This is a genomic window from Marinimicrobium sp. ARAG 43.8 (assembly GCF_050113635.1).
In the GTDB taxonomy this organism is placed as follows: Bacteria; Pseudomonadota; Gammaproteobacteria; order Pseudomonadales; family Cellvibrionaceae; genus Marinimicrobium.
The window spans coordinates 1-26,768 of sequence record NZ_JBNJLT010000003.1 but is presented as its reverse complement, the minus strand read 5'-3'; the positions used below and the strand labels follow the sequence as shown (position 1 = coordinate 26,768).

Annotated in this window: 20 protein-coding genes; 11 read left to right on the top strand and 9 right to left on the bottom strand. The window is 56.1% G+C overall.

Annotated features, from left to right (window positions below):
* Positions 1 to 210: 210 nt before the first annotated feature.
* From glnA to ACQCLF_RS07410, 6 genes are all read left to right on the top strand, one after another.
* On the top strand, positions 211 to 1,617 hold the full coding sequence (glnA, locus tag ACQCLF_RS07435) for a glutamate--ammonia ligase (RefSeq protein WP_426985821.1): 1,407 nt from the start codon (positions 211 to 213) through the stop codon (positions 1,615 to 1,617).
* Positions 1,618 to 1,771: 154 nt separating this feature from the next.
* Positions 1,772 to 2,299, top strand: coding sequence for a DUF4124 domain-containing protein (locus ACQCLF_RS07430; RefSeq protein WP_426985819.1), 528 nt, complete (start codon positions 1,772 to 1,774; stop codon positions 2,297 to 2,299).
* A 210-nt stretch (positions 2,300 to 2,509) separates the two neighbouring features.
* Positions 2,510 to 3,583, top strand: coding sequence for a nitrogen regulation protein NR(II) (gene glnL, locus ACQCLF_RS07425; RefSeq protein WP_426985817.1), 1,074 nt, complete (start codon positions 2,510 to 2,512; stop codon positions 3,581 to 3,583).
* Positions 3,570 to 5,000 carry a nitrogen regulation protein NR(I) gene (gene glnG, locus ACQCLF_RS07420; protein ID WP_426985815.1) on the top strand — a complete coding sequence of 477 codons (1,431 nt, stop codon included), beginning with the start codon at positions 3,570 to 3,572 and terminating at the stop codon, positions 4,998 to 5,000. Before glnL ends, glnG begins: the two co-directional genes overlap by 14 nt.
* A gap of 287 nt (positions 5,001 to 5,287) precedes the next feature.
* Positions 5,288 to 6,547: a 6-phosphofructokinase gene (locus ACQCLF_RS07415; RefSeq protein ID WP_426985813.1), complete on the top strand. Its 1,260-nt coding sequence runs from the start codon at positions 5,288 to 5,290 to the stop codon at positions 6,545 to 6,547.
* Positions 6,548 to 6,747: 200 nt separating this feature from the next.
* Positions 6,748 to 7,800 (top strand): class I fructose-bisphosphate aldolase, encoded by a 1,053-nt coding sequence (locus ACQCLF_RS07410; RefSeq protein WP_426985811.1) that lies wholly within the window; start codon positions 6,748 to 6,750, stop codon positions 7,798 to 7,800.
* Between the two features lie 72 nt (positions 7,801 to 7,872).
* On the opposite strand, the gene ACQCLF_RS07405 is transcribed toward ACQCLF_RS07410, so the two are convergent.
* Complete coding sequence (locus ACQCLF_RS07405; RefSeq protein ID WP_426985809.1) at positions 7,873 to 9,351, bottom strand: mannitol dehydrogenase family protein; 1,479 nt, start codon at positions 9,349 to 9,351, stop codon at positions 7,873 to 7,875.
* Positions 9,352 to 9,573: 222 nt separating this feature from the next.
* On the opposite strand from ACQCLF_RS07405, the gene ACQCLF_RS07400 reads away from it, so the two are divergent.
* Positions 9,574 to 10,509, top strand: a complete 936-nt coding sequence (locus ACQCLF_RS07400) for a sugar kinase (RefSeq protein ID WP_426985807.1) — start codon at positions 9,574 to 9,576, stop codon at positions 10,507 to 10,509.
* A 47-nt stretch (positions 10,510 to 10,556) separates the two neighbouring features.
* Here the strand turns inward: ACQCLF_RS07400 and ACQCLF_RS07395 are convergent, their stop codons facing one another.
* The 7 genes from ACQCLF_RS07395 to ACQCLF_RS07365 form a co-directional block, all read right to left on the bottom strand.
* On the bottom strand, positions 10,557 to 11,858 hold the full coding sequence (locus ACQCLF_RS07395) for a TRAP transporter large permease (RefSeq protein ID WP_426985805.1): 1,302 nt from the start codon (positions 11,856 to 11,858) through the stop codon (positions 10,557 to 10,559).
* Between the two features lie 32 nt (positions 11,859 to 11,890).
* Positions 11,891 to 12,388 carry a TRAP transporter small permease gene (locus tag ACQCLF_RS07390; RefSeq protein WP_426985803.1) on the bottom strand — a complete coding sequence of 166 codons (498 nt, stop codon included), beginning with the start codon at positions 12,386 to 12,388 and terminating at the stop codon, positions 11,891 to 11,893.
* On the bottom strand, positions 12,385 to 13,293 hold the full coding sequence (locus ACQCLF_RS07385) for a TRAP transporter substrate-binding protein (protein ID WP_426986471.1): 909 nt from the start codon (positions 13,291 to 13,293) through the stop codon (positions 12,385 to 12,387). Before ACQCLF_RS07385 ends, ACQCLF_RS07390 begins: the two co-directional genes overlap by 4 nt.
* A gap of 230 nt (positions 13,294 to 13,523) precedes the next feature.
* Positions 13,524 to 14,930, bottom strand: coding sequence for an NAD(P)(+) transhydrogenase (Re/Si-specific) subunit beta (locus ACQCLF_RS07380; RefSeq protein ID WP_426985801.1), 1,407 nt, complete (start codon positions 14,928 to 14,930; stop codon positions 13,524 to 13,526).
* A 12-nt stretch (positions 14,931 to 14,942) separates the two neighbouring features.
* Positions 14,943 to 15,227 carry a proton-translocating transhydrogenase family protein gene (locus ACQCLF_RS07375; protein WP_426985800.1) on the bottom strand — a complete coding sequence of 95 codons (285 nt, stop codon included), beginning with the start codon at positions 15,225 to 15,227 and terminating at the stop codon, positions 14,943 to 14,945.
* 11 nt (positions 15,228 to 15,238) lie between these two features.
* On the bottom strand, positions 15,239 to 16,393 hold the full coding sequence (locus ACQCLF_RS07370; protein WP_426985798.1) for a Re/Si-specific NAD(P)(+) transhydrogenase subunit alpha: 1,155 nt from the start codon (positions 16,391 to 16,393) through the stop codon (positions 15,239 to 15,241).
* 299 nt (positions 16,394 to 16,692) lie between these two features.
* Positions 16,693 to 18,213: a UxaA family hydrolase gene (locus tag ACQCLF_RS07365; protein ID WP_426985796.1), complete on the bottom strand. Its 1,521-nt coding sequence runs from the start codon at positions 18,211 to 18,213 to the stop codon at positions 16,693 to 16,695.
* A 1,259-nt stretch (positions 18,214 to 19,472) separates the two neighbouring features.
* Between ACQCLF_RS07365 and ACQCLF_RS07360 the strand changes: the two genes are divergently transcribed.
* The 4 genes from ACQCLF_RS07360 (at position 19,473) to ACQCLF_RS07345 (ending at position 26,508) form a co-directional block, all read left to right on the top strand.
* The gene (locus tag ACQCLF_RS07360) at positions 19,473 to 22,187 is read left to right on the top strand and encodes a TonB-dependent receptor (protein ID WP_426985794.1); all 2,715 of its coding nucleotides are present in this window, start codon (positions 19,473 to 19,475) and stop codon (positions 22,185 to 22,187) included.
* A 114-nt stretch (positions 22,188 to 22,301) separates the two neighbouring features.
* Positions 22,302 to 24,833 carry a DUF4861 family protein gene (locus ACQCLF_RS07355; protein ID WP_426985792.1) on the top strand — a complete coding sequence of 844 codons (2,532 nt, stop codon included), beginning with the start codon at positions 22,302 to 22,304 and terminating at the stop codon, positions 24,831 to 24,833.
* A gap of 31 nt (positions 24,834 to 24,864) precedes the next feature.
* Positions 24,865 to 25,704: a 5-dehydro-4-deoxy-D-glucuronate isomerase gene (gene kduI, locus ACQCLF_RS07350; protein WP_426985790.1), complete on the top strand. Its 840-nt coding sequence runs from the start codon at positions 24,865 to 24,867 to the stop codon at positions 25,702 to 25,704.
* 12 nt (positions 25,705 to 25,716) lie between these two features.
* Positions 25,717 to 26,508 carry a gluconate 5-dehydrogenase gene (locus ACQCLF_RS07345; RefSeq protein ID WP_426985788.1) on the top strand — a complete coding sequence of 264 codons (792 nt, stop codon included), beginning with the start codon at positions 25,717 to 25,719 and terminating at the stop codon, positions 26,506 to 26,508.
* Here ACQCLF_RS07345 and ACQCLF_RS07340 read toward each other — a convergent pair.
* Positions 26,419 to 26,768: RHS repeat-associated core domain-containing protein (locus ACQCLF_RS07340; RefSeq protein ID WP_426985786.1), on the bottom strand; the 350-nt coding region annotated here is incomplete at its 5' end. The two genes, ACQCLF_RS07345 and ACQCLF_RS07340, sit on opposite strands and share 90 nt — an antisense overlap.

The following is a 26,768-nucleotide window of genomic DNA, read 5'->3' as shown; positions in this document are numbered from 1 at the left end:
GAGCAGAAAAAAGGCCAAAATGGTGCGCGCCGCTCAAAAAGCGGGCGGGGAGGCGCCAGTGCACGGTATGGCACACATCTTGCCCTGTTATTGCCCACACGCGCTGATCCCTCAAGTGATCCAACGGTGGCCCTCAGCGCAAAAACACGGTTTAATGCACAGGTTTTCTTATCCGTAGCCGGAAAGGCTATTCTCAATTGGAGGCATTCAATGTCTAAAAAAACCCTGGAACTGATCAAAGAAAACGAAGCTCGCTGGGTCGACATGCGCTTTACCGACACTCGTGGTAAGGAACAGCACGTTACCATCCCGGCTGGCGATATCGACGACGATTTCTTTGAAGACGGCAAGATGTTCGATGGCTCTTCCATCAACGGTTGGAAGGGCATTCAGGAATCCGACATGATCCTGATGCCGGACGACGAAACCGCCGTTCTGGACCCGTTTGCCGACAGCCCGACCATCATCGTGCGCTGTAACATTGTCGAGCCTTCCACCATGCAAGGCTACGACCGCGACCCGCGCTCCATCGGCCTGCGCGCCGAGGAATACCTGAAATCCACCGGTCTGGGCGATACCGCTCTGTTCGGTCCGGAACCCGAATTCTTCGTGTTCGACAGCGTTCAGTGGGCCTCCACCATGGGTGGCGCTTTCTACAAGATTAACTCTGAAGAAGCCGCCTGGTCTTCCGGTGACGCTTTTGATGGCAGCAACACCGGTCACCGTCCGGGTGTTAAAGGCGGTTACTTCCCTGTCCCTCCCGTCGATTCCCTGAACGACTTGCGTGGCGCCATGTGTGACGCCATGGAAGCGATGGGCTTGGTTATTGAAGTGCATCACCACGAAGTGGCGACAGCCGGTCAGTGTGAAATCGGCGTTGGCGCCAACACCCTGGTGAAAAAAGCCGACGAAGTGCAGATCCTGAAGTACTGCGTACACAACGTGGCGCACGCCTTCGGCCAGACCGCCACCTTCATGCCCAAGCCGCTGATCGGTGATAATGGCTCTGGTATGCACGTGCACCAGTCGTTCTCCAAAGACGGCAAGAACCAGTTCGCTGGCGACGGCTATGCCGGCATGAGCGAAACCGCTCTGTACTACATCGGCGGTATCATCAAGCACGCTCGCGCGCTGAACGCCTTCTGTAACGCCTCTACCAACTCCTACAAGCGTCTGGTACCCGGCTTTGAAGCTCCGGTCATGCTGGCTTACTCCGCCCGCAACCGTTCGGCCTCCATCCGGATTCCGTACGTGACCAGCGACAAGGCCCGTCGTATCGAGACCCGCTTCCCCGACCCGACGGCCAACCCCTACCTGGCCTTTGCTTCTCTGCTGATGGCTGGCCTGGACGGCGTACAAAACAAAATTCACCCCGGCGACGCCGCGGACAAGAACCTGTACGACCTGCCGCCGGAAGAAGGCAAGTCCATCCCGACTGTTGCCTCCAGCCTCGAACAGGCACTGGAAGCACTGGACGCGGACCGCGACTTCCTGAAGGCGGGCGGTGTGTTCAGCGACGACTTCATCGACTCCTACATCGACCTCAAGCGCGAGGAGATCGAGCGTCTGAACATGACTCCGCACCCGGTTGAGTTCGAGCTGTACTACAGTGCGTAACTACAACGCATAACTACGGCACGTAAACCTCGTGCACCATTGCCACCGGCAACGGTGGTGACCAAAAGCCCGTTCAATGCGTTGAACGGGCTTTTGTGTTTCAGGGTCAAAGGTTTATGATAACTCTACTCATGAAACCTGCGGGCGCCCTATCATGCGAACTTTGCTGCCTTTGCTTCTTCTGTGCCTGATCAGCCTGCCTTCGCTCGCGCAGCCTGTCTACAAAAGCGTGGATGAGCATGGCCGCGTCACCTATTCCGACAAGCCGCCCCGCGAAGGGCGAGGAGAAGCGGCGCAACTGCCCCCCGTCAACACCGTTCCCGCCGAGGAGCGTCGCGCCCCGGCAGAGACTGAACAGTCGCCCGAGGAGGCACGCATTGAATACCGTGTACAACTTGTCAGCCCTGCACCGGAGAGCAGTGTGCCGCCCGGTCAACGCAACCTCCCCATATCGGTGCAAACCGATCCGCCTCTCGCCCCAGGTCATGTGATTGCTTATTACATGGACGACGAATTATTGGCCGAAACCAGCGAACGCCAGTTTGTTGTGCAGGAAATTTTTCGTGGCACGCATCAAATTGTCGCGGATGTTATCGACGCTGAAGGCCAGGTACTTGGCAGTTCAGAGACCATCTCCGTACATGTTCACCGCCCCAGTCTTCTGAATCCGAACCGTCGCTAACGCACCGCTTCAACGCACTCTCTGCGAAGCCTGACGCCATAAGCACCAAAATGGTGCGAAACTCATATTTCTCGCCTACACTCCTCCGGTGGAACGCCCAAAAATGGGCACTGCACGCACCAGCTAGTTGGATTGCTTTTTGCATACACCACCCAACACCGGCGCCTTTAAAACACGGCTCCGGTTTGCCGACACCAGGAGTCATACCGAGTGAACACCGGAGATTTGCACAAACCGCTGCTCGATAGCCTCAGCACCGCCATCATTCTGGTGGACGACGAACTGCGTCTGCGCCACATGAACCCTTCCGCCGAAGCCCTGCTGGCCGTCAGTTGCGAACGTACACTGGGAGAGCCGATCACCCAATTTTTTTATGAATCCGCCGAAACCCCCAAACAGCTGCTGGCGGCCGCCGATCAATCCAACCATTACACAAAACGCCACGCCGAATGGCAGCTGCTAGGCGGCGGGCAGATTACCGTAGACTATACCGTGACCCCGCTGGGCGAAGATCCCGGGCTGGTGATTGAGGTACAGCCCATTGATCGGCTGCTGCGTATCAGCCGCGAGGAAATGCTGACGTCTTCCCAGGAAACCACTCGGAATCTGGTGCGTGGCATGGCCCACGAGATTAAAAACCCCTTGGGCGGTATCCGTGGCGCGGCCCAACTGCTCGCCCGCGAACTGCCCGGCAGCGATTTGCTGGAATACACCGGTGTGATTATTGATGAGGCCGACCGCCTGCGTAACCTGGTTGATCGCATGCTCGGTCCGAACCAGCTCCCACAGCGTCAAACGCTCAACGTTCATGAAGTGCTTGAGCGGGTGGCCACCATTATCAAAGCCGAGAGCAATGGCAGTATCCGGTTGCTCCGAGATTACGACCCCAGCATTCCCGATCTGGAAGCCGACAAGGAACAGTTAATTCAGGCCGTCCTCAACATCGTCCGCAACGCCATGCAGGCCTTACAGGAGCACGGCGTCCCCTCACCCGAAATACGGTTGGTCACACGCATCCAGCGGCGTTACACCATTGGCCGCCACCATCATCCATTAGTGTGCCGGCTCGATATTGTCGACAACGGGCCCGGCATTCCCGAGGACATCGTCAAGAATATTTTCTACCCCATGATCTCCGGTCGCGCCGAGGGCACCGGTCTGGGGCTGACCATCTCCCAGCACCTGATTCACCAACATCAGGGGCTGATCGAATGTCACAGTGAGCCGGGCGAAACCCGCTTTTCACTCTATCTACCAATGGAAGCTCAACATGCAGAAGTCTAACCGAGTCTGGATTATCGACGACGACCGATCCATCCGCTGGGTGCTGGAAAAGGCCCTGCAGGGAGCCGGTATCGAACCACGCGCCTTTGACTCCGGCGACAGCGCCATCAGCCAGTTGGGCCGCGATGTACCCGATGCCATTATCAGTGATATTCGCATGCCCGGTATCGATGGGCTGGCGCTGCTCAAAGATCTGCACGCCCAGCACCCGGACATTCCTATTATCATCATGACCGCCCATTCCGACCTCGACAGCGCCGTGGCGGCCTACCAGGGCGGTGCTTTTGAATATTTACCCAAACCCTTCGATGTTGACGAAGCCGTCGCGGTTACCCAGCGCGCCCTGGCTCACGCCCAGGAGCAGAAATCCGAGGGCAGTGGCGCGGAAGCGGTTGAGGTCAACACTGAAATTATCGGCGAAGCCCCGGCGATGCAAGAAGTCTTTCGAGCCATTGGGCGGTTGTCGCAATCGAACATTACGGTATTGATCAACGGTCAATCCGGTACCGGTAAAGAGCTGGTCGCACACGCACTGCATCGCCACAGCCCGCGCCGCGATGAACCGTTCATTGCGCTGAATATGGCGGCCATTCCCAAAGACCTGATGGAGTCCGAACTGTTCGGTCATGAAAAAGGGGCGTTTACCGGCGCGGCGGCACAACGTCAGGGCCGTTTCGAGCAAGCCAACGGCGGCACACTGTTTCTGGACGAAATTGGTGATATGCCCGCCGAAACACAGACTCGCCTGCTGCGAGTTCTGGCCGACGGTGAGTTTTACCGCGTGGGAGGACACACACCCGTAAAAGTGGACGTCCGTATTATTGCCGCCACGCACCAAAACCTGGAAACCCTCGTGGCCGATGGCCGTTTTCGCGAAGACCTGTTTCACCGCCTCAATGTAATCCGCATCCACATTCCCAAACTGGCCGACCGACGCGAAGACATTCCCAAACTGGCTCGCTTTTTTCTGCAAAAGGCTGCCAGCGAACTGGACGTGGACACCAAAACCCTGCTGCCGGAAACTGAAGAATTCTTTTGTTCTCTCGCCTGGCCAGGTAACGTGCGGCAGCTGGAAAACACCTGCCGGTGGATCACCGTGATGGCGTCGGGCCGCGAGGTCCACGTGGAGGATCTTCCGCCGGAGCTGCTCAGCGACAAAGAGGACAACGCACCGGCCGATGACTGGGAAAAAGCACTGCGCCACTGGGCCGATCAGGCCCTGGCTCGCGGCCACCATCAATTACTAAGCGAAGCAGTGCCCACGTTCGAACGCGCGCTGATCGAAACCGCCCTGAAATACACCGCAGGTCGGAAACGCGACGCCGCCAACCTGCTCGGCTGGGGGCGCAACACGCTGACCCGAAAATTGAAAGAGTTGAATATGAACGGCAGCGATCACGACAGTGACGTTGAATAGAACATACCACCAGCGCCGTTCACTCAATGCTGACGTGTAATCGTTGCGCAATCACCCTGACCGTTATCGGGGCGTGTTGCGCAAACGATTACCTTGTCTCTTGCACCGCTAAATCCATTGCGTCGCCTATGGACTGTGGTAGAATCGCTCCCCCCTATAAATAAGCACTCTTCATTAGAAACGCGTAAAGCGTTCCAATCGGCAAATTCGACCCATACCTTTCACTAAGGCGTGGGTGCCCGTCAATACTGCAATAAACATCGAATATCAACCAGAGGAGCACCCCCGTGCCCCACAATGCTTTTTATGCGCAGTCCGGTGGCGTTACCGCCGTGATCAATGCCTCTGCCGCTGGCGTTATCGCCGAGTGCCGCGCTCATTCCGATGCCATTGGCACCCTTTACGCGGGTCGCGACGGCATTCTCGGTGCGCTGACCGAAGAACTCATCGATACTCACGCACTGACCGATCCGCAACTCGACGCTTTGCGGTACACCCCGGCCGGCGCTTTTGGTTCCTGCCGCTATAAGCTGAAATCGCTGGAGCAACATCGGGCACAGTACGAACGACTGATTGACGTCTTCCGCGCACACGACATTCGCTACTTTTTTTACAATGGCGGCGGAGACTCGCAAGACACCGCTCACAAAGTCTCGCAGTTATCCGAGGCCATGGGGTTTCCCATTACCTGTGTCGGTGTGCCCAAAACCATGGACAATGATCTGCCGTTAACGGACTGCTGCCCGGGTTTCGGGTCTGTTGCCAAATACGCGGCGGTTTCCATGCTCGAAGCCTCACTGGATGTCGCATCCATGCAACGAACATCCACAAAAGTTTTCGTAATGGAAGTCATGGGCCGCCACGCTGGATGGGTAGCCGCCGCTACAGGGCTGGCGCGCGACGAACGCGGACTGGGGCCGGATATCATTCTTTTCCCCGAAGTGCCGCTGGACGAAGAGCGCTTCCTGGCCAAAGTTAACGAAACGGTCACCCAGCGCGGCTTCTGCATGATTGCGGTTTCCGAAGGCGCGAAAAACGCCGCGGGTGAATTCCTCTCCAGCACCGGCAACACCGATGCGTTCGGCCATGCACAACTCGGTGGCGCGGCGCCCGTGGTGGTCGACATGATCAAACGCCACAGCGGTTACAAATGCCACTGGGCGGTGTGCGATTACCTGCAACGCTCCGCCCGGCACATCGCCTCGCAAACCGATGTGGATCAGGCGTTTGCGCTTGGTCGCGCCGCCGTGCGTTATGCCGTTCACGGTGATAACGCCGTTATGCCCATCATCGTGCGCGATGCCGACGAGCCGTATCAATGGCACATCGACAAAGCGCCTCTGCGCGAGGTGGCCAATGTCGAGCGTTGCCTGCCAGCGGATTACATCACCGACGATGGTTTTCACATTACCGGGCAAGCCAGACGATACCTGGCACCGCTCATTGAAGGAGAGGCCTACCCGCCCTACCGGCAGGGCTTGCCCGCCTACGAAGTGCTGGACAAGGCCATTGTCGCCAAGCGATGTCCTGATTTTACCGAGCTGTAACATTTTGTACGCGACAGTGGCATTCACTGTCGGCGAAAAGGGTGAGAGCTTTTCGCCGCGGCTACTGTCGCCGACAAACAGTTTTCGGACGAAACTGTTCATAACGAGCCACCAAAAGGCTCGAAAGGCAACCGCCACGGAACCAAAACGACACAGATGCACAACCAGTGCACGCCATCAACCAATGAGAGACCATCACAATGAACAACATCACCACCTTGCTTGGCGAGGAGGCGGACAGCCTGCTAAACCATCGCTGTGAACGCATCACCGCGCAACAATTAACTCTGCCGGGACCGGACTACGTCGAGCGCACCTTCGTACAGACAGACCGTCCGATACCCGTGTTGCGCGCCTATCAGCAACTGCTGAGTCACGGTCGCCTTGGCGGCAGCGGCTATCTCTCCATTTTACCCGTCGACCAGGGCATCGAGCATTCGGCGGGCGCCTCCTTTGCACCGAACCCGCTGTACTTCGACCCCAAAAATATCGTAGAACTCGCTATTGAAGGGGGTTGTAACGCGGTGGCGTCAACACTGGGCGCGCTCGGTTCAGTGGCTCGCCAGTACGCGCATAAAATTCCTTTTGTGGTAAAACTGAACCACAACGATGCACTGGTCTATCCCACTCAATACGACCAGACATTGTTCGGGCAAGTAAAGCAGGCGTACGACATGGGTGCGGTCGCCATCGGTGCGACCATTTACTTTGGTTCGCAGAACTCTCGCCGACAGCTGCAGGAAATCAGTGCCGCATTCGAGCAAGCTCACGAGTTGGGAATGACCACGATACTGTGGACCTATTTGCGCAACAGTGATTTCAGTAAAGAGGGTGTCGATTACCATACCGCCGCCGACCTTACTGGCCAGGCAAACCATCTGGGCGTCACGATCAAGGCAGACATCATCAAACAAAAAATGGCGGAGAATAACGGCGGTTACAATGCGGTCAAGGTGGGCAAAACACACCCGAAAGTCTACAGCGACCTGACCAGCGACCACCCCATTGACCTGGTTCGTTATCAGGTGGCCAATTGTTATATGGGTCGTATCGGGCTGATTAATTCCGGCGGCGCGTCAAACGGTGCCGGAGATCTGGCGCAAGCGGTTCGCACGGCGGTTATCAACAAACGAGCCGGAGGCATGGGGTTGATTTCCGGTCGCAAAGCGTTTCAGCGACCGATGAAGGAAGGCGTGGAAATTCTGCAAGCCATCCAAGACGTCTATCTAAGTCGCGATGTGACCATCGCCTGAGTGGCCGTTGCCTGAACCGGAAAAGTCTGAGAAAGCCGGGGCGCAGGACGCGCACCCGGCATTGATGCTGCTTCACTCAGTGAAGTGAGCCTGGACGGTTGCCTTGACGCCTTTTCGGTAGAACTCCGTGAGCCAGTAGACCACCGCTTCTACAAATACCGGGTGGTCGATCAAATCCGTACCAAATACTTCACGCAAGGCAATCACACCACGGGCCATGGCTTCGGGGTTGCCTTGGGTGCGATCACAGATTTCGCGCAACTTTTGCGCCATCGGGTCGGACACTTCGATCGGATCACCGTTCTCGTCGACACCCGTCACATAGCGAATCCAGGCCGCCACCCCCAGCGCAATAATATCAATATGCCCTTTCCCCGAAAGCTGCTCACGTACCGTATGCAGCAACCGCTGCGGCAGCTTCTGGGAACCGTCCATGGCAATTTGCCAGGTCCGGTGTTTCAATGACGTATTGCGGAACCGATCGCGCAACTGAGCCTTGTAAGACTCTATATCAAACCCTTCCGGAGCGGTGACGGTTTCGCCCGCTTCGCGCGCGTGGTAGGTTTCGATCATGCGCACAAAAGCCGGCTCGCTCATGACTTCGCTGACGTATTCAAAACCGGCCAGGTAACCGGAATACGCCAACGTGGAATGCGCACCGTTGAGCAACCGCAATTTGATTTTCTCAAAAATTTCTACGTCGTCCACCAATTGCGCCCCGACCTCTTCCCACTGGGGACGACCGTTGGCAAAGTTGTCCTCAATCACCCATTGAGTGAACGGCTCGGTAAACACGGTGCCCTCATCACGCAACCCCAACACGGATTCGACATGCTCTCGATCTGCGTCCGTTGTCGCTGGCACAATCCGGTCAATCATAGTGCAGGGGAAGGTGGTATTTGCGCGAATCCACTGGGCTAGTTCCGGCGACACCTGCCCGGCAAACTGATGCACGGCCTTCTCCAACACCTCACCATTGTTTGGCAGATTGTCGCAGCTCATGGCGGTAAAGCTTGATACACCGGTCTCCATTCGAGCCTTCAACGAAGCTACCAGATAGCCAATGGCGGTTTTAGGGTTGGACAGATGGCGAAGGTCATGCTGAATATCCGGGTTTTCCAGATTCAAGTCGCCCGTGGCCGGATCATGACAGTAGCCTTTCTCGGTCACGGTCAGCGATACGATTTTGATCGCTGGATCAGCCATCACCTGCACCAGCGCCGCCGGATCTTCCGGACCCACCATCACTGAGGTGACGGCACCGATGATTTGCAGCTTTTCCTCATCGCTGGACCGCTCTACCAGTGTGTACAGGCCATCCTGCGGGGCAAGCTGCTCGCGAACCGAAGCAGACCGCAGACTGCAACCGATAATTCCCCAGTCTCCCCCAAACCGATTGAGCACGGCCTCGGTATAAAACGCCTGGTGAGCGCGATGGAAGGCACCGATACCCAGATGCACAATTCCCGCTTTCAGTTGCGTGCGGTCGTAAGCCGGGGGCTGCACCCGATCCGGCACATGGCTCAGGGTTTCATTGCTTAAACGTTTCATAACTTCACTCTTTCTTACAGGTTGATATTCACTTCTCTCCGGGCAAAGCCGGCCAGGTACTTCACGCTCTGTGTAGCGCGTGTCAGCCTTGGCAATCCCCTTCCCACGGTGTACCATTTTCTTTTCATTGTCCCACAAAGTCCGCTCGATAATCGATTCATAACGTGCGGCTCAATACAGGGCGGTGCAACCCCCCTTCATCAACCAGCAGGCACCTCTTTTATGGCACGTATAGCAGCGATCGGCGAAGTCATGGTCGAACTGTCACCTTACCCCACCGCTCAGGAGGAAACGCGCGAGATTATGGCGCTTTCCTACGCGGGTGATACCTACAACACATCCGTGTACATGGCTCGCCTCGGTCTGGAAACCGATTACGTGACTCGCCTGGGTGATGACCCTTATAGTGAACAGATCATTGAGCGAATGCACTCCGAGAACATCGGCACCACGATGATCGCCCGTGTGCCGGGACGCAACCCCGGTTTGTATATGATCCGTAACACACCCGACGGTGAACGAGAATTTTGCTACTGGCGCGGAGAGGCGCCCGCCCGCGAACTGTTCTCCGACCCCAACGACAGCGTTCGCCTCTATCAGCAACTGCAAGCCTTTGATGCGGTATACCTCAGCGGTATCACCCTGGCTATTATGACCGAACCGGCCCGGAACAGCCTGATTGATGCCTTACGCAAATTGCGTGAAAAAGACATAAAAGTGATTTTCGACAGCAATTACCGGCCCCGCCTCTGGAACAACGCCCAGAGTGCCCAGCGCGCCATGCAGACGATTATGGAGCACACCGACATTGCCCTACTGACGCTGGACGACGAGCACCTCCTGTGGGGCGATGACACAGTTGAGGGCTGTAAAAGTCGTTACGACTCAGTGCCCGAGCTGGTCCTCAAACGCGGTGCCGAGGAAACCATTCTGATCGTCGACGGTAAAGAGTCCCGTGTTCCGGTTCCCAAAGTGAAGACCGTTGTCGATACCACCGGGGCGGGCGATACGTTCAATGCCGGTTATCTGGCCGCCCGCCTTCAAGGGCATACTCCGGAAGAGGCCGCTGTAAACGGCACGCGTTGCGCGCGAGTCGTTATTCAGCACCGCGGTGGCGTTATTGAGAAATCCCTGTTCGAGGCGGAGATCAACGCCTGAACGTAAAACCGACGCGCGACCACCGTCCCTGGTGGTCGCCGTTACGGTTACTCATACAGTCCAAAAAGCCGCGGTAACGCCTCACTGAATGCCGGAATATAGGTCACCAGCATCAATACCACGAACATCGCTGCATACAGCGGCAACAACGGCCTGATCATTTTGGCAATGCTGGTTTTGGCAATGCCACACCCCACGAACAGCACGCTGCCCACCGGAGGCGTACACAGACCAATACATAGATTCAATACAATCATGATGCCGAAGTGCAGCGGCGACATACCAAGCTCTGTGACCACTGGCAGAAATATGGGCGTAAAGATCAGCACCGCAGGCGTCATATCCATAAAAATACCCACGACCAACAAAATCAGGTTGATGGTCAGCAGGATCACATAAGGATTATCGCTGAGTGCCACCAAACCATTGCTAATGGCCTGCGGGATATTCTCGTAAGACATTACCCAGGACATGGCCGTGGAAGTGCCGATCAACAACATCACAATCGCCGTGGTTTCCACCGATTTAATCAGAATACCCGGCAGCTGATTAAGCTTGACCTCACGGTAGAAGAGTACCGATAACGCCAGGGCGTATAACACAGCGATAACGCTGGCCTCCGTCGCCGTAAAAAACCCGGCCACAATGCCGCCGATCACAATCAGAATCAGCAAGAGGCTCGGCAGCGCATCCACTGTTTTCTTCAGCGCATCGCGAAGCGGAATCCGCTCTCCTACCGGGTAGCCTTTCACTTTGGCCCAGATGCCACAAACCACCATCAGTCCGGCCATCATCAAAAGCCCTGGCACATAACCGGCAATAAACAGCGCAGCGATAGAAACCCCACCGCTGGCCAGCGAGTAGACAATCAGTACGTTACTCGGAGGAATCAGCAACCCGGTTGTTGACGCGGTGACCGTAACGGCGCCACTGAAGCCGCGGTCGTACCCTTCTTTGGTCATCGCCGGCACCATAAAGCCACCCACCGCCGACGTCGCTGCCACGGCTGAGCCTGAGATCGCGCCAAACAAGGTGCAACTGATGACGTTCACAAACGCCAGCCCGCCGGGCAGCATCCCGAAGAATACCTTGGCAAATTCAATCAGGCGGTGCGCAATCCCCCCCTGTCCCATCAAGATACCCGACAGTATGAAAAACGGAATAGCCAGCAACGCAAAGCTATTGATACCGCCGGCCATCCGTTGCGCCAAGGTCATCACCGCCGGGGTGAAATCAATGGTAAACAGCATCGTTAACAACGTGGAAATGCCGATACTGATGGCAATTGGCACATTCAGGAACAGCAGGATTGCGAAGCTGACCACCAAAACAATAATTGAAAGTTCCATAAATTCTCGCCTCTTATCGTTTTATCGTCGTATCAGTCGACCGGCAGGTCGTCATCAACGAGGGGCAGCTCACGCAACCGAATATGGTCGATGGCAAATAAACAAATCAGGATGCCGCTCAACGGCACCACGCTATAGATATAACCCATAGGCACTTGCAGCGCGGGGGACAGCTGATTGAGTTCCAGCGTCAGCAGCATCAGCTTGGCACCACCGATAACCATCACCACGGCCGCAAAAAGGAAACAGAGAACATTCACCAGAATCTCCACCCGCAACTGTGCCTTGGGTTCAAGGTTAGCCGTGACAATGTCCAGCCCCAGGTGAGCCCGAACCCGGAAGGCATAGGCCGCGCCAAGCAGACCGATCCAGACCAGGAGAAAACGTGCCAGCTCTTCCGTAATGGAGCTGGGCTCGGACAGCACAAAGCGGGTAATCACCTGCCAGGTCACATCAAGTACCATAACGGCCATTAGCACCATCAACACCCAGCCCAGTACTCGATCAATGATTTTCATCAGGCTGTTCATGACTGGCCTCCCTCGGGCATTGCCTTAATGTGCTCAATCAGTTCGTAGACCGGCTGACCGCGAAAGGACTCATGCATGGGTTCCACCCGTTCCATGAAAGGCGCCTTGTCCGGGTGAATAATTTCCACACCCGCCTTTTCAACCTCCTCCAGGGCATGCTGTGTCGCTTCAGCCCAGAGTTCTTTCTGATACTCTACGGACTCATCCATCGCCTGCTGCAACCAGGCCTGTTGTTGGTCGTCCAGCGTATTCCAAACGTAGTTACTGATCAGCACGACATCCGGCACGTAAGTGTGCTCATTCAAGGTGTAATAGTTGCTGACTTCATAGTGCTTGGAGATAAAGAAGCTCGGCGGGTTATTTTCCGCTCCGTCCACAACGCCCTGGGAAAGCGCGGTGTACAGCTCGCCCCAGGAAACCGGCGTGGGGGAGCCGCCCAGAGAGCGAACCATCGACATCGAGGTCTGACTTTCCTGGACGCGAATTTTCAGCCCACTGAGATCGTCGGGTGTACGAACCGGCTGATCGACCGTATAGAAGCTGCGGCTGCCCGCGTCGTAATACCCCAAACCGCGCAAGCCGACACTGGCACCGGCCTGCAACATGGCCCGGCCATCCGCACTGTTGAGAAACCGCCAGAAATGCTCGTGGCTGCGAAACACGTAGGGAAGACTGAACACTTTCATGTCCGGCACGAAGCTTTCCATGGGGCTGGCGGACACTTTGGTCATGGCCAGGCTGCCGATTTGCAGCAGCTCGATCAACTCACGCTCGGAGCCGAGCTGACCGTTAGAGTAAACCTCTAGTTCCATACTGCCGCCGGACAGCTCGTCCAGACGCTCGGCCATATAGACCATGGCTTTGTGCACCGGCGTAGTCCGGTCCAGGTCATGCCCCATTTTCATGTGGACGGTATCGCTCTCCACCGCATCACAGCCCGCGAGCACCAGCGCGAGCAACACACCACTCAACCATCGAAGATCGAATAGGCGGGGGAGACAACGGTCTTGTTGTTCTGTACATCGCATAATGACTCTCTCACTTATTTTGGCACTTCTTGTTGGCGCTTATTGTCGACCTGACAATGATACAGGGTGTGCTGCGCTCCCTCAACGCAACACACCCCGGTTGCGTATCATTCCAGGTTGCGCAGTATGGTCTCCACCATTTTCTTGGCATCACCAAACAACATCATGGTGTTGTCCTTATAGAACAGTTCATTTTGCACACCCGCGTAGCCAGACGCCATACTGCGTTTCACAAACAGCACCGTTTTGGCTTTTTCCACGTCCAGAATGGGCATGCCAAAAATCGGGCTGGCCGGATCGCTTTTCGCCGCCGGGTTGGTTACGTCATTGGCGCCGATAACAAAAGCCACATCCGTGGTCTGGAATTCGCTGTTGATATCTTCCAGTTCAAACACTTCATCGTAAGGCACATTGGCTTCGGCCAACAGTACGTTCATATGGCCGGGCATGCGGCCAGCCACCGGATGAATGGCGTACTTGACGGTAACACCGGCGTCTTTCAGCGCATCACCCATTTCGCGCAGCGCATGTTGCGCCTGCGCCACGGCCATACCATAACCGGGAACGATAATAACCGAACCGGCGTTCTTCATAATAAAGCCCGCATCTTCCGCACTGCCCTGCTTCACCGGACGATCATCCGCACCAGCGGCTGATGCGCCCGCTTCGCTGTCACCCCCGAAACCACCCAGGATTACATTGAAGAACGAGCGGTTCATGCCTTTACACATAATGTATGACAGGATCGCGCCGGATGACCCCACCAGAGCGCCGGTCACAATCAGTGCGTCGTTTTTCAGGGTAAAACCAATACCCGCAGCCGCCCAGCCGGAGTAGGAGTTGAGCATGGAGACCACCACCGGCATATCGGCACCGCCAATGGGGATAATCAGCAACACCCCGATCAGGAATGCCAGAGCGGTCATGGTCCAGAAGATCCAGGGCTGCTGGTCAAAACAGAAATAGGCGATCAAACCGAAAATAACGAGTCCAATCAACGCATTTAACCAATGCTGGCCACCGAACGATACCGGTTTGCCGGATACCAAGCCTTGCAGCTTGGTAAAGGCAATGACGGAGCCGGAAAACGTAATTGCACCAATGACCACACCCAGTCCCATTTCAATGCGGCTGCCCACATGAATGGTGCCATCGCCACCGAGCAGGCCGAAGGCGCCCGGATTGGTGAATGCGGCGCCGGCAACCAGTACCGCCGCCAGGCCGACCAAGCTGTGAAACGCCGCCACCAGTTGCGGCATGGCCGTCATGGCAATGCGTTTGGCGATGGTGATACCGATGACCGCCCCGATGACCAGCGCTGCCACAATCCATTCGTAGGACTGTACCTCCGGGCTGAATACCGTGGTCACCACGGCGATCAGCATGCCGATCATGCCGAATACGTTCCCGGAGCGTGACGTCTCCGGTGAAGAAAGACCCCGCAGGGCCATGATGAATAGCACCGCGGCGACCAGATAAGCCAGTGCGGTGAGGTTTGCCTGTAATTCACTCATAACGTCCCCCGGTTATTTTTTCTTTTTGTACATGGCCAGCATGCGCTGCGTGACGGTAAAGCCACCAAAAATGTTGATTGCTGCCAACATCATGGCCACAAATCCCAGCATTTTTGAGAGGCTCATGCTGTCCGGTCCGGCGGCAATCAGCGCACCGACAATGATCACACTGGAAATGGCGTTGGTAACCGCCATCAACGGTGTGTGAAGTGCCGGGGTGACACTCCATACGACGTAGTAACCGACGAAAATCGCGAGCACAAAGATCGACAGTTGTTGAATAAAATTGGCTTCCATGATGACCCCCTTTATTGTTCTGCCTGGAAAGCGGAATGCACGACCTGACCATCGCGCGTCAGCACCGAAGCGGCGACGATTTCATCGTCCCAGTTCACATGAAGCGCCTTGCTGTCGGTATCGACCAGAGGCGTCAGGTAATTCAGCAGGTTCTTGGCGAACAGGGCGCTGGCATCAGCGGATAACCGGCTGGGAATATTGAAGTGCCCAATGATCGTGACGCCGTTAACATCGACCACCTCACCGGGCCTGGACAGCGTACAGTTGCCGCCCTGCTCCGCCGCGAGATCCACAATCACCGAACCGGGACGCATGCTGTGCACCATCTCATCGTTGATCAGGGTCGGCGCCTTGCGGCCGGGAATCAGTGCCGTGCAGATCGCGATATCCTGCTTCTTCAGCGTTTCCGCCACCAACTCGGCCTGGCGTCTCTTGTAGTCATCACTCATTTCCCTGGCGTAGCCGCCTGAGGTTTCCGCCTGGGCGGTTTCCTCACTCTCCACCATCACAAATTTTCCGCCCAGACTCTCGACCTGCTCTTTGGCCACTGGCCGGACATCGGTGGCCGAGACAATGGCGCCGAGCCGCTTGGCCGTCGCAATGGCCTGCAGGCCCGCGACGCCAGCGCCCAGAACCATGACGCGAGCCGGAGCCACGGTGCCGGCCGCCGTCATCATCATGGGCATGGCTCGATCGTACAGATACGCCGCTTCCAGCACCGAGCGATAGCCGGCCAGATTACTCTGGGAGCTGAGGATATCCATGCTCTGGGCACGGGTAATACGAGGAACAAACTCCATGGCGATCGCGGTAATACCCGCTTCCGCATAGCGCTTTACGGCTTCGGAGTCCGCGTAGGGGGAAAGGCCAGCAATCAACAAGGCGCCCTTTTTCATCGGCGCCAGTTCATCGGGCTGGCCGTTGTCGCCCAGCAGGGGACGCTGGACTTTGAACACGACATCGGCATCGCCGAGCAGTGTGTTCAAGTCATCGACCAATGTGGCGCCAGCGGCTGCATAGGCCTCATCGGTGATACGGCTGGAAAGGCCAGCTCCGCACTCAACGGCCACCGTCGCGCCCAGGGCGATCAGTTTTTTTACCGTCTCGGGCGTTGCCGCCACGCGCCGCTCATGTTCGCGGCGCTCTTTGGGTATGGCAATTTTCATGAAATGTCTCCCTCAATTGGTGGACACCACTTAAACATAGCCGCTTTTTCCGTTTATCGTCGGCATTTTGCGGAGTAGTGTCCTACAGGGCGGGGCGCCCGGTGATACCGGGACCCCACTTTTTGTTGTTCGGAGTCCACTCAGTTGCCGACCGGCGATAACCGCTCTGATTCGGCGCGGGCATCCACGGGTCTCTCACCTCCCGCGGACGCGCCACTGGCTTGTCCGTCTTACGCTGGGCTTTTTAGGCCCCGTTACTTCATGTCACGACCTTTTTGTGCCTGGGCCAGCAGCGCTGTTTACACCACCGCCCCGATTTTCCAGGGATTGAACTCATTGTCACCATAGCCAAGCTGCTCGCTCTGGGTCGCCTCTCCCGAGGCGGTGGCCAGGATCTGGCGAAAAATCAGCTCGGCGCACTCCTGCATGGTCAGTTCACCATCCAGAATACCGCCACAATTAATGTCGATATCTTCCTGCATTCGAGCGTACAACTCCGAATTGCTGGCCAGCTTCAGGCTGGGCACCGGTTTAAAACCGAAGGCCGATCCCCGACCGGTGGTAAAGCATACCACGTTGGCACCGGAGGCAACCTGCCCAGTGACCGACACCGGATCGAATCCTGGGCTGTCCACAAACACCAGCCCTTTCTCCTGAACTTCTTCACCGTAGAGGTACACACCCACCATTTCGGTGGAACCACTTTTGGCCTGGGCGCCGAGCGACTTTTCCATAATAGTGGTCAGGCCGCCCGCTTTGTTGCCCGGCGAGGGGTTATTGTCCAGCTCAAAATCGTTGCGGGCGGTGTAATCCTGCCACCACTCAATGCGATCGAGCAACTTCCGGGCAACTTCCGGCGTTTTTGACCGCTGAGTCAGCAAGTGTTCCGCCCCAAAAATTTCAGGGGTTTCCGAGTAAATGACCGTGCCTCCATGGCGAATCAGGATATCGCCGGCCGCGCCCAGCGCCGGATTGGCAGTAATGCCGGAGAAGGCATCGGAACCGCCGCATTGCACGGCCAGCGTCAGCTCGCTGGCGGGTACTGTTTCCCGTGCGTGCCGGTTGACGTCAGCCAACATGCCCCGCAACACCTCGATACCTCGCGCCACCGCTTTGCGCGTGCCGCCCACATCCTGAATGGTGTAGGCCTGAAACGTATTGCTATCCGCCAGCCCGCTTTCTTCCATAACGCGACGCACCTGCATTGTCTCGCAGCCGAGGCCCACCATCAGAACGCCGCCAAAATTGGGGTGGCGGGCGTAGCCATCGAACGTGCGCCGCAGGGTCTCATACCCTTCGCCGTCGGAGCGCATTCCACAGCCGGTTTCGTGGGTAAACGCCACCACACCGTCAATGTTTGGATAAGCCTCCAGCTCTCCGGAAAAGGTGAAGTGCTGCGCGATAGCCTTGGCTACGGTCGCCGAGCAATTAACGGTAGTCAGGATACCAATGTAGTTGCGCGTACCCACTTTGCCATTGGCTCGCCGATACCCCTCGAACGTCGCGCGCTCATTTTCCGCCACGTACTCCGTGGGGCGGGCATTGCGGCAAAAGCCGTAATCTTTCTCCGCTTCACCCATTTTGCAATTGTGACTGTGCACATGCTCACCGGCGCTGATCGGCTTGGAGGCAAAGCCAATGACCTGGCCATATTTAAGAATCGGTTGATCCTGCTCAATCGAAACCAGCGCCACTTTGTGCATCGCCGGAATGTTATCAACCAGCGTCAATTCCGGCTGCAACAAGGAGGTTCCCGCAGGCAGGGCGGCCTTACACACACCAACGTTATCGCGTTCGTGCAAATGAATAATCGTTGTCAAAATAAAGATCACCCAAGGTTGGAGTCTCCGGGGCCACTCTCACCTGTCCCTCGAAAACCGCTTTGGTGGAACAACATACCCCACCCGCGTTGCCGGGGTGGGCTGCCGACGCTCCCTTTTTCGATCGCCATGTTTGCAGCTCTCGCCTTTAAGCTCTTGTAAATAAGCTTTTGTAAAATATTACCGTCGGGCAAAACGCTATGGCTTTTACGAAAAGGAAACCTTTTCTTTCAGAGAAAAAAACAGGCGCCTTGCGGCGCCTGAAAAATCGGCAATGGTATTCGGTCAATACCGCGAACAAATTTAGCACCCTCATCACCGTGCTCGCAACACCTGCGTCAACACACAAATGCCACCTCTCCATGAGAGAAATTACAAAAACCCACAACTGACAGCGTTGTCATTTGCGTGTTTGGAAAAATCCCCTGCATTGACATCGCTGTCAAATATACGGGCTTAGGAGAACAGTCATCCTAAAAAAAAGGCTTTCTACCGCACTTTTTTTGCTACAGCAGCGGCAAAAGCGATTTATGGCGCAAACTGTAAACGGTTACAATCTTTTATATAATTATATGTAACCGTTTACATAACATAATTCGAAAGAATGAAACTAATAATCATGGTTTTTTTGGAAAATTCTTACCTAAAAAAGGTTGATTTTCTGAGAATGGCGGACCACAATAACTTCGGGTCTTGACAACACCGTGCAGACAACGGGAGAAGACCCCGGGCCATACCAACGACTAAATACCGGCCCACCCCTGATCGGAATTGCGAAGGCAAGAGGGAGAAACAGGTGAGAGAGAACGCAGTCCTTGGGCGGGTACAACAACGAGCGGCGATCAATCATTAACGCCGCAAACCCATCCGATTAAAAGATTGCGTCACCATCAACCACTGTAACCGTGCTTTGGCCGGCGGCGTGTGTCGCCGGCCAGTACGGACTTACCAAAAGGAAGGCAGAAGGCGTTTCTGTCGAGCCCCTCTCCCAAGCAACCCACAACACAACTGTGGGAACCGGCCAAGGCGTTTGGCCTCCATCGGAATACTGACCGGTAATTTCGATTCGTCGTTGCTGTATATAAGTCGCCACAAAAACAAAAGACATTGCTAACGAGATATGGAATGACGTTTACAACGGCATTCACCAAGGTTTGTGCCATGAGAGGACCCGGCGTCGTGACGGGTCCGGTACAAAACAAGGCTACGGCCTTCAATCAACCCAACGATATAACAACTGATTGCTGGAGAGCTCACCAATGATCCACTTTAAGTACAAGCCATTGATTATGGCCATGGCTATGGCCGCTCCTATGGGCGTTCAGGCGCAAGCCGCCGGTCAGGACCAGTTGGAAGAAATTGTCGTTACCGGCAGCTTCCGTGACAGCCTGGCGACCGCGCTGGACCAAAAACGCAACGCCATCGGCAGCGTAGATTCTATTGTTGCTGACGACATCGCCAGCTTTCCCGACCTGAACCTCGCGGAATCACTACAGCGCATTCCCGGTGTCGCCATTACCCGCGCGGCGGGTGAAGGACGTAACATTTCCGTGCGCGGCCTCGGCCCGGAATTCACCCGGGTACGCATTAACGGGATGGAAGCCATGGCCACCGGCGGCGGCACTGATGCCATCGGCGGTGCCAACCGCGGTCGCGGTTTCGACTTCAACACCTTTGCTTCCGAGTTGTTCAATAACCTGACCGTTCGCAAAACGGCGTCCGCCGATGTAGAAGAGGGTTCACTGGGCGCCACGGTAGATATGCAAACCGCTCGACCCTTTGACTACGATGAGTTCACCTTCGCGGCTTCCGGCCAGATGGGTTATAACGATCTCTCCGAAGAAACCGATCCGAAAATCTCGGCCTTGATCGCCAACACCTTTGCCGATGGCACCATCGGTGCACTGTTGTCCGTTTCCTATTCCGAGCGGAGCATTCGCGATGAAGGGGCCAGCACCGTACGCTGGGACAACAGCAACGACTTTATTCGTTACCAGGGCGTGGAGGGTGCTCCCGAACTGGATGCGCTGAACGACGGCTTCCGTCCTCGGCTGCCGCGTTACGATGCCTATGACCACACGCTGGAGCGCACTGGCATCGCCGGGGCCTTGCAGTTCATGCCCTCTGACCGGACCGAAATCAACATCGATATGTTATATGCCAAGCTCGACGCCAAGCGCGACGAGCGGTTTATGCAGGGCATCTTGAACAACACGTCCATTGCCGAAGGCATGAATGTTCTGGATTACACGCTGGATAATACCAACACCGTGACCGCCGCCTCTTTTGAAGATGCCGTGGTACGTTCTGAATACCGTCACGATGAACTCACTACCGAGTTCACACAGATCACCCTGAGCGGTACTCACGAGTTTACCGACCGCCTGCGGTTGAACGGTATGATTGGTCATGCTGAATCCGAGTTCGACAACCCGGTTCAGACGACAATTGTGGCCGAGAAGACCGGGCTTAACTTCGCCTATGACTACAGCGGTGGCAACCGCGAGAATCCCTCACTGGTTTTCGATCCGGCGGTATCTGAACTGGAAGGGTGGAGTACCAACAGTGTTCGCCTGCGCCCCCTGGGTGCGGACAATACGTTCGATAACGTCAACCTGGATCTGGAATTCGACCTGACCGACAGCATCACCCTGAAAGGTGGCGTGAATTTCAAAAAATATGAGTTTGAAACGTTTGAAGCCCGTCGATCCTCTGAAGACGGTGCTAACGTAGTTCTCAACTCCGACACCATGATGGCCTACGATTCCGGCCTCGGCAGCAACAACCCCTGGGCGATTCCGAATCAAGACCGTATCAACGAAGAATACGATATCTACAGTAACTCCGGTGACTTCGCAGTCAGTTTCGAAAACCGCCTCGCCGATAACTACTCTGCGGAAGAGGAAAGCACTGGCATATTCGCCCAAATGATTTTTGACACTCAGTGGGGCGACATGCCGGTACGTGGTGATCTCGGTGTGCGTCATGTGAAAACAGATCAGTCGTCCTCAGCTTGGTTCACGCTCGAAGGCGATCCGGTACTGCGTACAGTTGATCACGACTACAGTGAAACTCTGCCAGCGATCAATTTGGTTTTCGAACCGATTGAAGACGTATTGATTCGCGCAAGTTACGCCGAGGTCATGGCACGTGCCGGCCTGGGCAGCATTCGCCCTAACGTTTCCATCTCGGCCTCAGGTGGTAACAGAACCATCAGCTCCGGCAACCCGCAGTTGGAACCAACTCGTGCGAAGAACTATGACCTCGGCGTTGAAATGTATTTCGATGATGAATCCATGCTGAGCTTTGCTGTGTTCCGCAAGGATATCGATAGCCATGTACAAACGCTGCGCGAAACCCGTGTCTTCACCGAGACTGACTATCCTGTTGATGCTGCCGTTGCCGCCTGTGAAGCCGGGCCCGGTTACGGCGATGCTTCCGGTTGTAACGAAAATGTTGAGTGGGATATTACCTCTCCTCTGAATGGTCCCGGCGGCCCGCTGTACGGTTTCGAAGTCAGCTATCAACAGCCGTTCACTTTCTTGCCTGGTTTTTGGAGCAATTTCGGCTTTATTGGTAACTTCACCTACGTGAAGGCACAAATGGACTACTTGAACGCTGATGGCGAAATTCAGGCCACTAGGGATTTGCTCGGTTTGTCTGAAGATACCACCAGCACCACCTTGTACTATGAGGACGACAAGCTGAGTGCTCGAGTCTCCATGGTGGATCGGTCCGGCTATCTGGATAACGCGGTGGGGCGTAACAATAACGACCGTGAAGGCACCAATGGCACCGTCAATGTTGATGCTTCCATCGCTTATCAAATCAACGATAACGTGGAAATCAGCCTTGAAGGCCTGAACCTGACCGACGAGGTGGACGACAAGTGGGTTGATGCCAATGGCAACCGCCTGTCTTATTACCACTCAACCGGTCGCCAGTTCTACTTGGGCGTTCAGTATAAATACTGATGTTCACCGCTCCGGGGTTTACCGGAGCGGGCCTGGGTAGCAGGCAATACACGGAGGGGTGCCGGTTCGCCGGTGCCCCTTTTGTGCACAAGAACTTTATGAAAGGTGTGAACTATGCGAAACAACCGATGGTATCCCGGAGCCGCGCTCCTCATCGCCGCCAGCCTGACCGCGTGTGTGCAGGAACGAGCCCCGGGACCCGAGCCGACCCAGCAGTCCCACGCCGGTGAAATGCCGGTGGCACGCATTCAGCTGTCCAATGCCATTGATCGGCCGCTGATCGACGAGCCTTACTACATCAGCTTCAGCGATCTTGGGCTGGACCGGGACGCCGCCCTCGATGCTCAACTCGGCGCGACACTGGACGGTAGCCCCATCGCCATCCAACTGATTGATCGCAACGGTGACGGCGAACAGGACGGTGTGTTCGCATTGCTCAACCTTCCCTCAGAAGCCAGCGCGGAGCTGGTGATTGACCACGGCCTGGCGGCCAAGGCGCCAGAAGCCGTCAAGCGCACCCAGGCGGAAATATCCCGACGCGCAGGCGGAGAGTGGCAGCCGCACTCGCGTGATAAAGGCGATGCAAGTTCTCACTATTACGGCAAGTCAGAATATCGCGGTGGCCAGTTCGAAAACGTGGAGCATGTTTCACCGCCGGAGCAACACACGGACCACTCTTTTTATATTCGCTACGAAGGACCGGGGATCGAATCCGATCAGGTCGGCTACCGGGTCTATCTGGACTGGCGCAATGGCTTCGACATTTTCGGCAAGTCCACCCACGACATGGTGCTGCAGCATGTGGGCCAGGATGGGTACGATTCCTACCATGAACTGTCCGACTGGGGCATGGATATTCTGAAAGTCAACGAATCGCTCGGCATGGGTGGCTACGGCTACTGGGATGGCGACAAAGTCGTTCGCATCTCCGATACCGAACGTCTGGATGCGCGCATTCTCGACAATGGCGATTTGTACTCTGCTTTCCGCATCGATTATACCGGGTGGCAGGTGGCCGATACCGACGTCGACGTCAACGCTATTTTGTCCATGACCGGCGGCAGTCGCCTTGTGCATGTGAACCTGGAGCTGAGCGAACCTCTGGACAATATCGCCGCCGGGATCGTCAAGCACCCGGGCACCGAATTGATCGAAGGTGAAGTGGATATCACCGGGAAGGCTTACACCTATGTGGCCAGTTGGGGCGAACAGACACTCAACGGCGATGACACATTGGGTATGGCCTTACTGTTCCGCAAATCCGACCGCTCGCAACAAACCGAAGACGACCAGAATTACGTCAGCGTACTCGATGTTTCCGGGGAGGATGTAGACTACTACTTCCTGGCCGCCTGGGAGCGCGAGCTGGATGGCATCAGCAACCGCGAGGAATTTGTCGAATACCTGGAGCAACAAGCCGAGCGCCTGACGCTGGCACCGCGCGAACGAATCAAAACCGCACATAGCCAGTCTGAAAAGCATCCTGCGGCTGACGCACGGGCAGCACTGAACTGGAGCAAGCGCCTGGCGGATTCCGAGCTGGATCGCAAAACCCTGCTGTACCATGTGGACGGCTGGGACACCAATCGCGAACGCGATCCCAAGTTTGAGTACGACATTATCGGCCTGCTGCCGGTGTCGTACGATGAACTGAACAAAGCCGCACCGGCCTCGCGCTATGCCGACGTGTTACCCCATGTTACCGGCAGCTTTATCGCCGAAGATGGCGAAATCGCCCGCTACAAAATGAGCAATTTCAATATCGACAATATTGCCCCGGGCGTGGGTGTCTTGCGATTGTGGGAAAATACGGGCGAGGAGCGTTACAAACTGGCGGCTGAGCGCTTGCGTCACCATCTGGAAGAACACCCCCGCACCAGCGGCGGCGCCTTCTGGCACAAGCAGCGTTACCCCTGGCAGCTGTGGCTGGATGGCGTTTACATGGGCATGCCTTTCCTGGCCCAGTATGCCGCCCTGTTTGAAGAAGGCGAACAGCAGCACGAAAGCTGGCGCGAGGTGGTCAAAGAGTTCCAGATTACCCGCGAGCAATTGCGCGATTCGGAAACCGGTCTGTATTACCACGCCTGGGATGAAAAGCATCAGCAGGACTGGGCCGACCCCGACACCGGGCTGTCCGAGCACTTTTGGGGGCGCGGCTTTGGCTGGCTGACGATGGCCATTGTGGACGTACTGGATTTCATCCCCGAAGAAGAAACCGAACTGCGTCAGCCATTACTGGATATGATTCAGGAGATCGCCGCCGACCTGAAGCGCTGGCAAGACCCGGAAACCGGTACCTGGTGGCAGATCATGGACCGTCCCGGTGCGGCGGGCAATTATCGCGAGTCCAGTGCTTCGTCCATGTTCACCTACTTTTATGCCAAAGCCATCCGCAATGGTTATCTGGATGACCGCTATCGCAGCGTTGCCCAGAAAGCCTACGACGGCCTGATCGACGAGTTCATGCTGGTTCACGCGGACGGCAGCGTCAGCCTGACCAATATCTGCCTGGTCGCCGGGCTTGGCTTTGGTCGGGACGGAAGCTACCACTACTACATGAGCGAGCCGGTATGGGAAAATGATCCCAAAGGTACTGGCCCTTTCATTCTGGCCGGTATCGAAATGCACCGACTGCTGAGCGAATAAGCGGTGCGACTGCAACGACATTGAGGTAACCATGAATATTATTGAAGAGCGCTTTGCCGTTCATCAGGACGATTTCAAACACTACGACACCGAAAAGTTGCGTAAGCACTTTTTGATCGAGAAAATTTTTGCTGACGACGAGGTACTGTTTGTTTACACCCACTATGAGCGCATCATGGTGGGTGGTGCCAAACCCGTGAAGCAAACCATTGCTCTCGAACCGGTCTATCAACAAAAAGCGGATTACTTTCTCGACCGCCGCGAACTCGGCGCTATCAATGTCGGCGGCAAAGGGTTTATCACCGTCGATGGTACCGAGTACGAGCTGGCATTCAAAAATGCCCTGTACATCGGGCGCGGCGCCAAAGAAGTCACCTTCCGCAGTGCCGATCCAGAAAATCCGGCCAAGTTCTATATGAATTCCGCGCCCGCGCATCACGCCTACCCCACCAAAAAAGTGGGCATGGAAGACGCCAAGGTACTGGAACTGGGTTCCTCGGAAACCTGCAATGAACGCCGGATTAACCAGCTGTTGATCAACGGTGTGGTCGAGACCTGCCAGTTGCAAATGGGCATGACCGAACTGCAACCCGGTAGTATCTGGAACACCATGCCGGTACACACCCACAGCCGCCGCATGGAAGCCTATTTTTATTTCAACGTACCGGAAGAGCAGGCCGTTTGCCATTTCATGGGCCCCAAAGAGGAAACCCGTCACCTGTGGATTCACAACGAGCAAGCGGTGGTTTCCCCGCCCTGGTCCATGCACTCAGGAGTCGGGACCGCCAACTACACGTTTATCTGGGGAATGGCCGGGGAAAACCTCGACTATACCGATATGGATTTCCATCAGCCAAACGAACTGAAGTAAGGAGCTGACGCTATGACACATCCCCTGTTCAATCTCGAGGGAAAAGTGGCGCTGGTCACCGGCGCCACTCACGGCATCGGTATGGCCATGGCCAAGGGCCTGGGCAGCGCCGGTGCCACCATTGTGGTCAATGGCCATTCGTCGCAGGAAAAAATTGACAAGGCCGTGGCCGAATACAAGGCCGAAGGCTATAACGCGTTCGGCTACAAGTTTGACGTAACCGATGAACAGCAAGTAACGGAATCGGTGGACGCCATTGAAAAAGACGTGGGTCCCATCGATATCCTGGTGAATAACGCCGGCATTATCAAACGCGTTCCCATGCTGGATATGGACGTAGCGGACTTTCAGCAGGTGATCGATACCGATTTGGTCGGCGTGTTTACCATGACCCGGCCGGTTGCCCGGAAAATGGTCGAGCGCCAGCAAGGGAAGATTATTAACATCTGTTCCATGATGAGCGAACTCGGGCGCGACTCCGTGGGGGCTTACGCGGCGGCCAAAGGCGGCCTGAAAATGCTGACCCGCAATATGGCCACCGAATGGGCGCGCCATAACGTCCAGGTAAATGGTATTGGCCCGGGCTATTTTGCCACCAGCCAAACCGCGCCGATTCGCGTAGCGGGGAACCCGTTGAATGACTTTATCATCAGCCGCACACCCGCCGGGAAATGGGGCGACCCCGACGACCTCCAGGGCGCGGCTATTTTCCTGTCATCCAAAGCCAGCGATTTTGTGACCGGACAAATCGTGTATGTCGACGGCGGCATTCTCGCCACCATCGGAAAACCCGCCGGCGAGTAATCGCCATCCCCTTTCGGCGGTTTTGTTGGCAGCGCTTCGGCGCTGCTTTTTTATTCCCTGAATGTAAACGTCTAACCACCCGATGCGGAACGGCCGGTACGAGTAACGGTTGAAGCTTTGGCTGTTGTACGGTGACTGAACGTACAGGTCCGCACTCAGGAACCGGCCCAGAGTAGGATCGTATACACGACCGCCCATGTGGATCAAGTCGTGGTCGTCCAGTTGCTGGTGTCCGGTGTAGCCCTGGGTGGTGGCGAAGG

Excerpts from the sequence above, each read along its gene's own strand:
- ACQCLF_RS07355 (WP_426985792.1), top strand. The coding sequence starts at position 22,302 with ATGCGAAACAACCGATGGTATCCCGGAGCCGCGCTCCTCATCGCCGCC.
- ACQCLF_RS07380 (WP_426985801.1), bottom strand. The coding sequence starts at position 14,930 with ATGAGTGAATTACAGGCAAACCTCACCGCACTGGCTTATCTGGTCGCC.
- ACQCLF_RS07385 (WP_426986471.1), bottom strand. The coding sequence starts at position 13,293 with ATGAAAATGGGGCATGACCTGGACCGGACTACGCCGGTGCACAAAGCC.
- ACQCLF_RS07375 (WP_426985800.1), bottom strand. The coding sequence starts at position 15,227 with ATGGAAGCCAATTTTATTCAACAACTGTCGATCTTTGTGCTCGCGATT.
- glnA (WP_426985821.1), top strand. The coding sequence starts at position 211 with ATGTCTAAAAAAACCCTGGAACTGATCAAAGAAAACGAAGCTCGCTGG.
- ACQCLF_RS07370 (WP_426985798.1), bottom strand. The coding sequence starts at position 16,393 with ATGAAAATTGCCATACCCAAAGAGCGCCGCGAACATGAGCGGCGCGTG.
- kduI (WP_426985790.1), top strand. The coding sequence starts at position 24,865 with ATGAATATTATTGAAGAGCGCTTTGCCGTTCATCAGGACGATTTCAAA.
- glnG (WP_426985815.1), top strand. The coding sequence starts at position 3,570 with ATGCAGAAGTCTAACCGAGTCTGGATTATCGACGACGACCGATCCATC.
- ACQCLF_RS07395 (WP_426985805.1), bottom strand. The coding sequence starts at position 11,858 with ATGGAACTTTCAATTATTGTTTTGGTGGTCAGCTTCGCAATCCTGCTG.
- ACQCLF_RS07390 (WP_426985803.1), bottom strand. The coding sequence starts at position 12,388 with ATGAACAGCCTGATGAAAATCATTGATCGAGTACTGGGCTGGGTGTTG.
- ACQCLF_RS07400 (WP_426985807.1), top strand. The coding sequence starts at position 9,574 with ATGGCACGTATAGCAGCGATCGGCGAAGTCATGGTCGAACTGTCACCT.
- ACQCLF_RS07430 (WP_426985819.1), top strand. The coding sequence starts at position 1,772 with ATGCGAACTTTGCTGCCTTTGCTTCTTCTGTGCCTGATCAGCCTGCCT.
- ACQCLF_RS07410 (WP_426985811.1), top strand. The coding sequence starts at position 6,748 with ATGAACAACATCACCACCTTGCTTGGCGAGGAGGCGGACAGCCTGCTA.
- ACQCLF_RS07360 (WP_426985794.1), top strand. The coding sequence starts at position 19,473 with ATGATCCACTTTAAGTACAAGCCATTGATTATGGCCATGGCTATGGCC.
- ACQCLF_RS07405 (WP_426985809.1), bottom strand. The coding sequence starts at position 9,351 with ATGAAACGTTTAAGCAATGAAACCCTGAGCCATGTGCCGGATCGGGTG.
- ACQCLF_RS07345 (WP_426985788.1), top strand. The coding sequence starts at position 25,717 with ATGACACATCCCCTGTTCAATCTCGAGGGAAAAGTGGCGCTGGTCACC.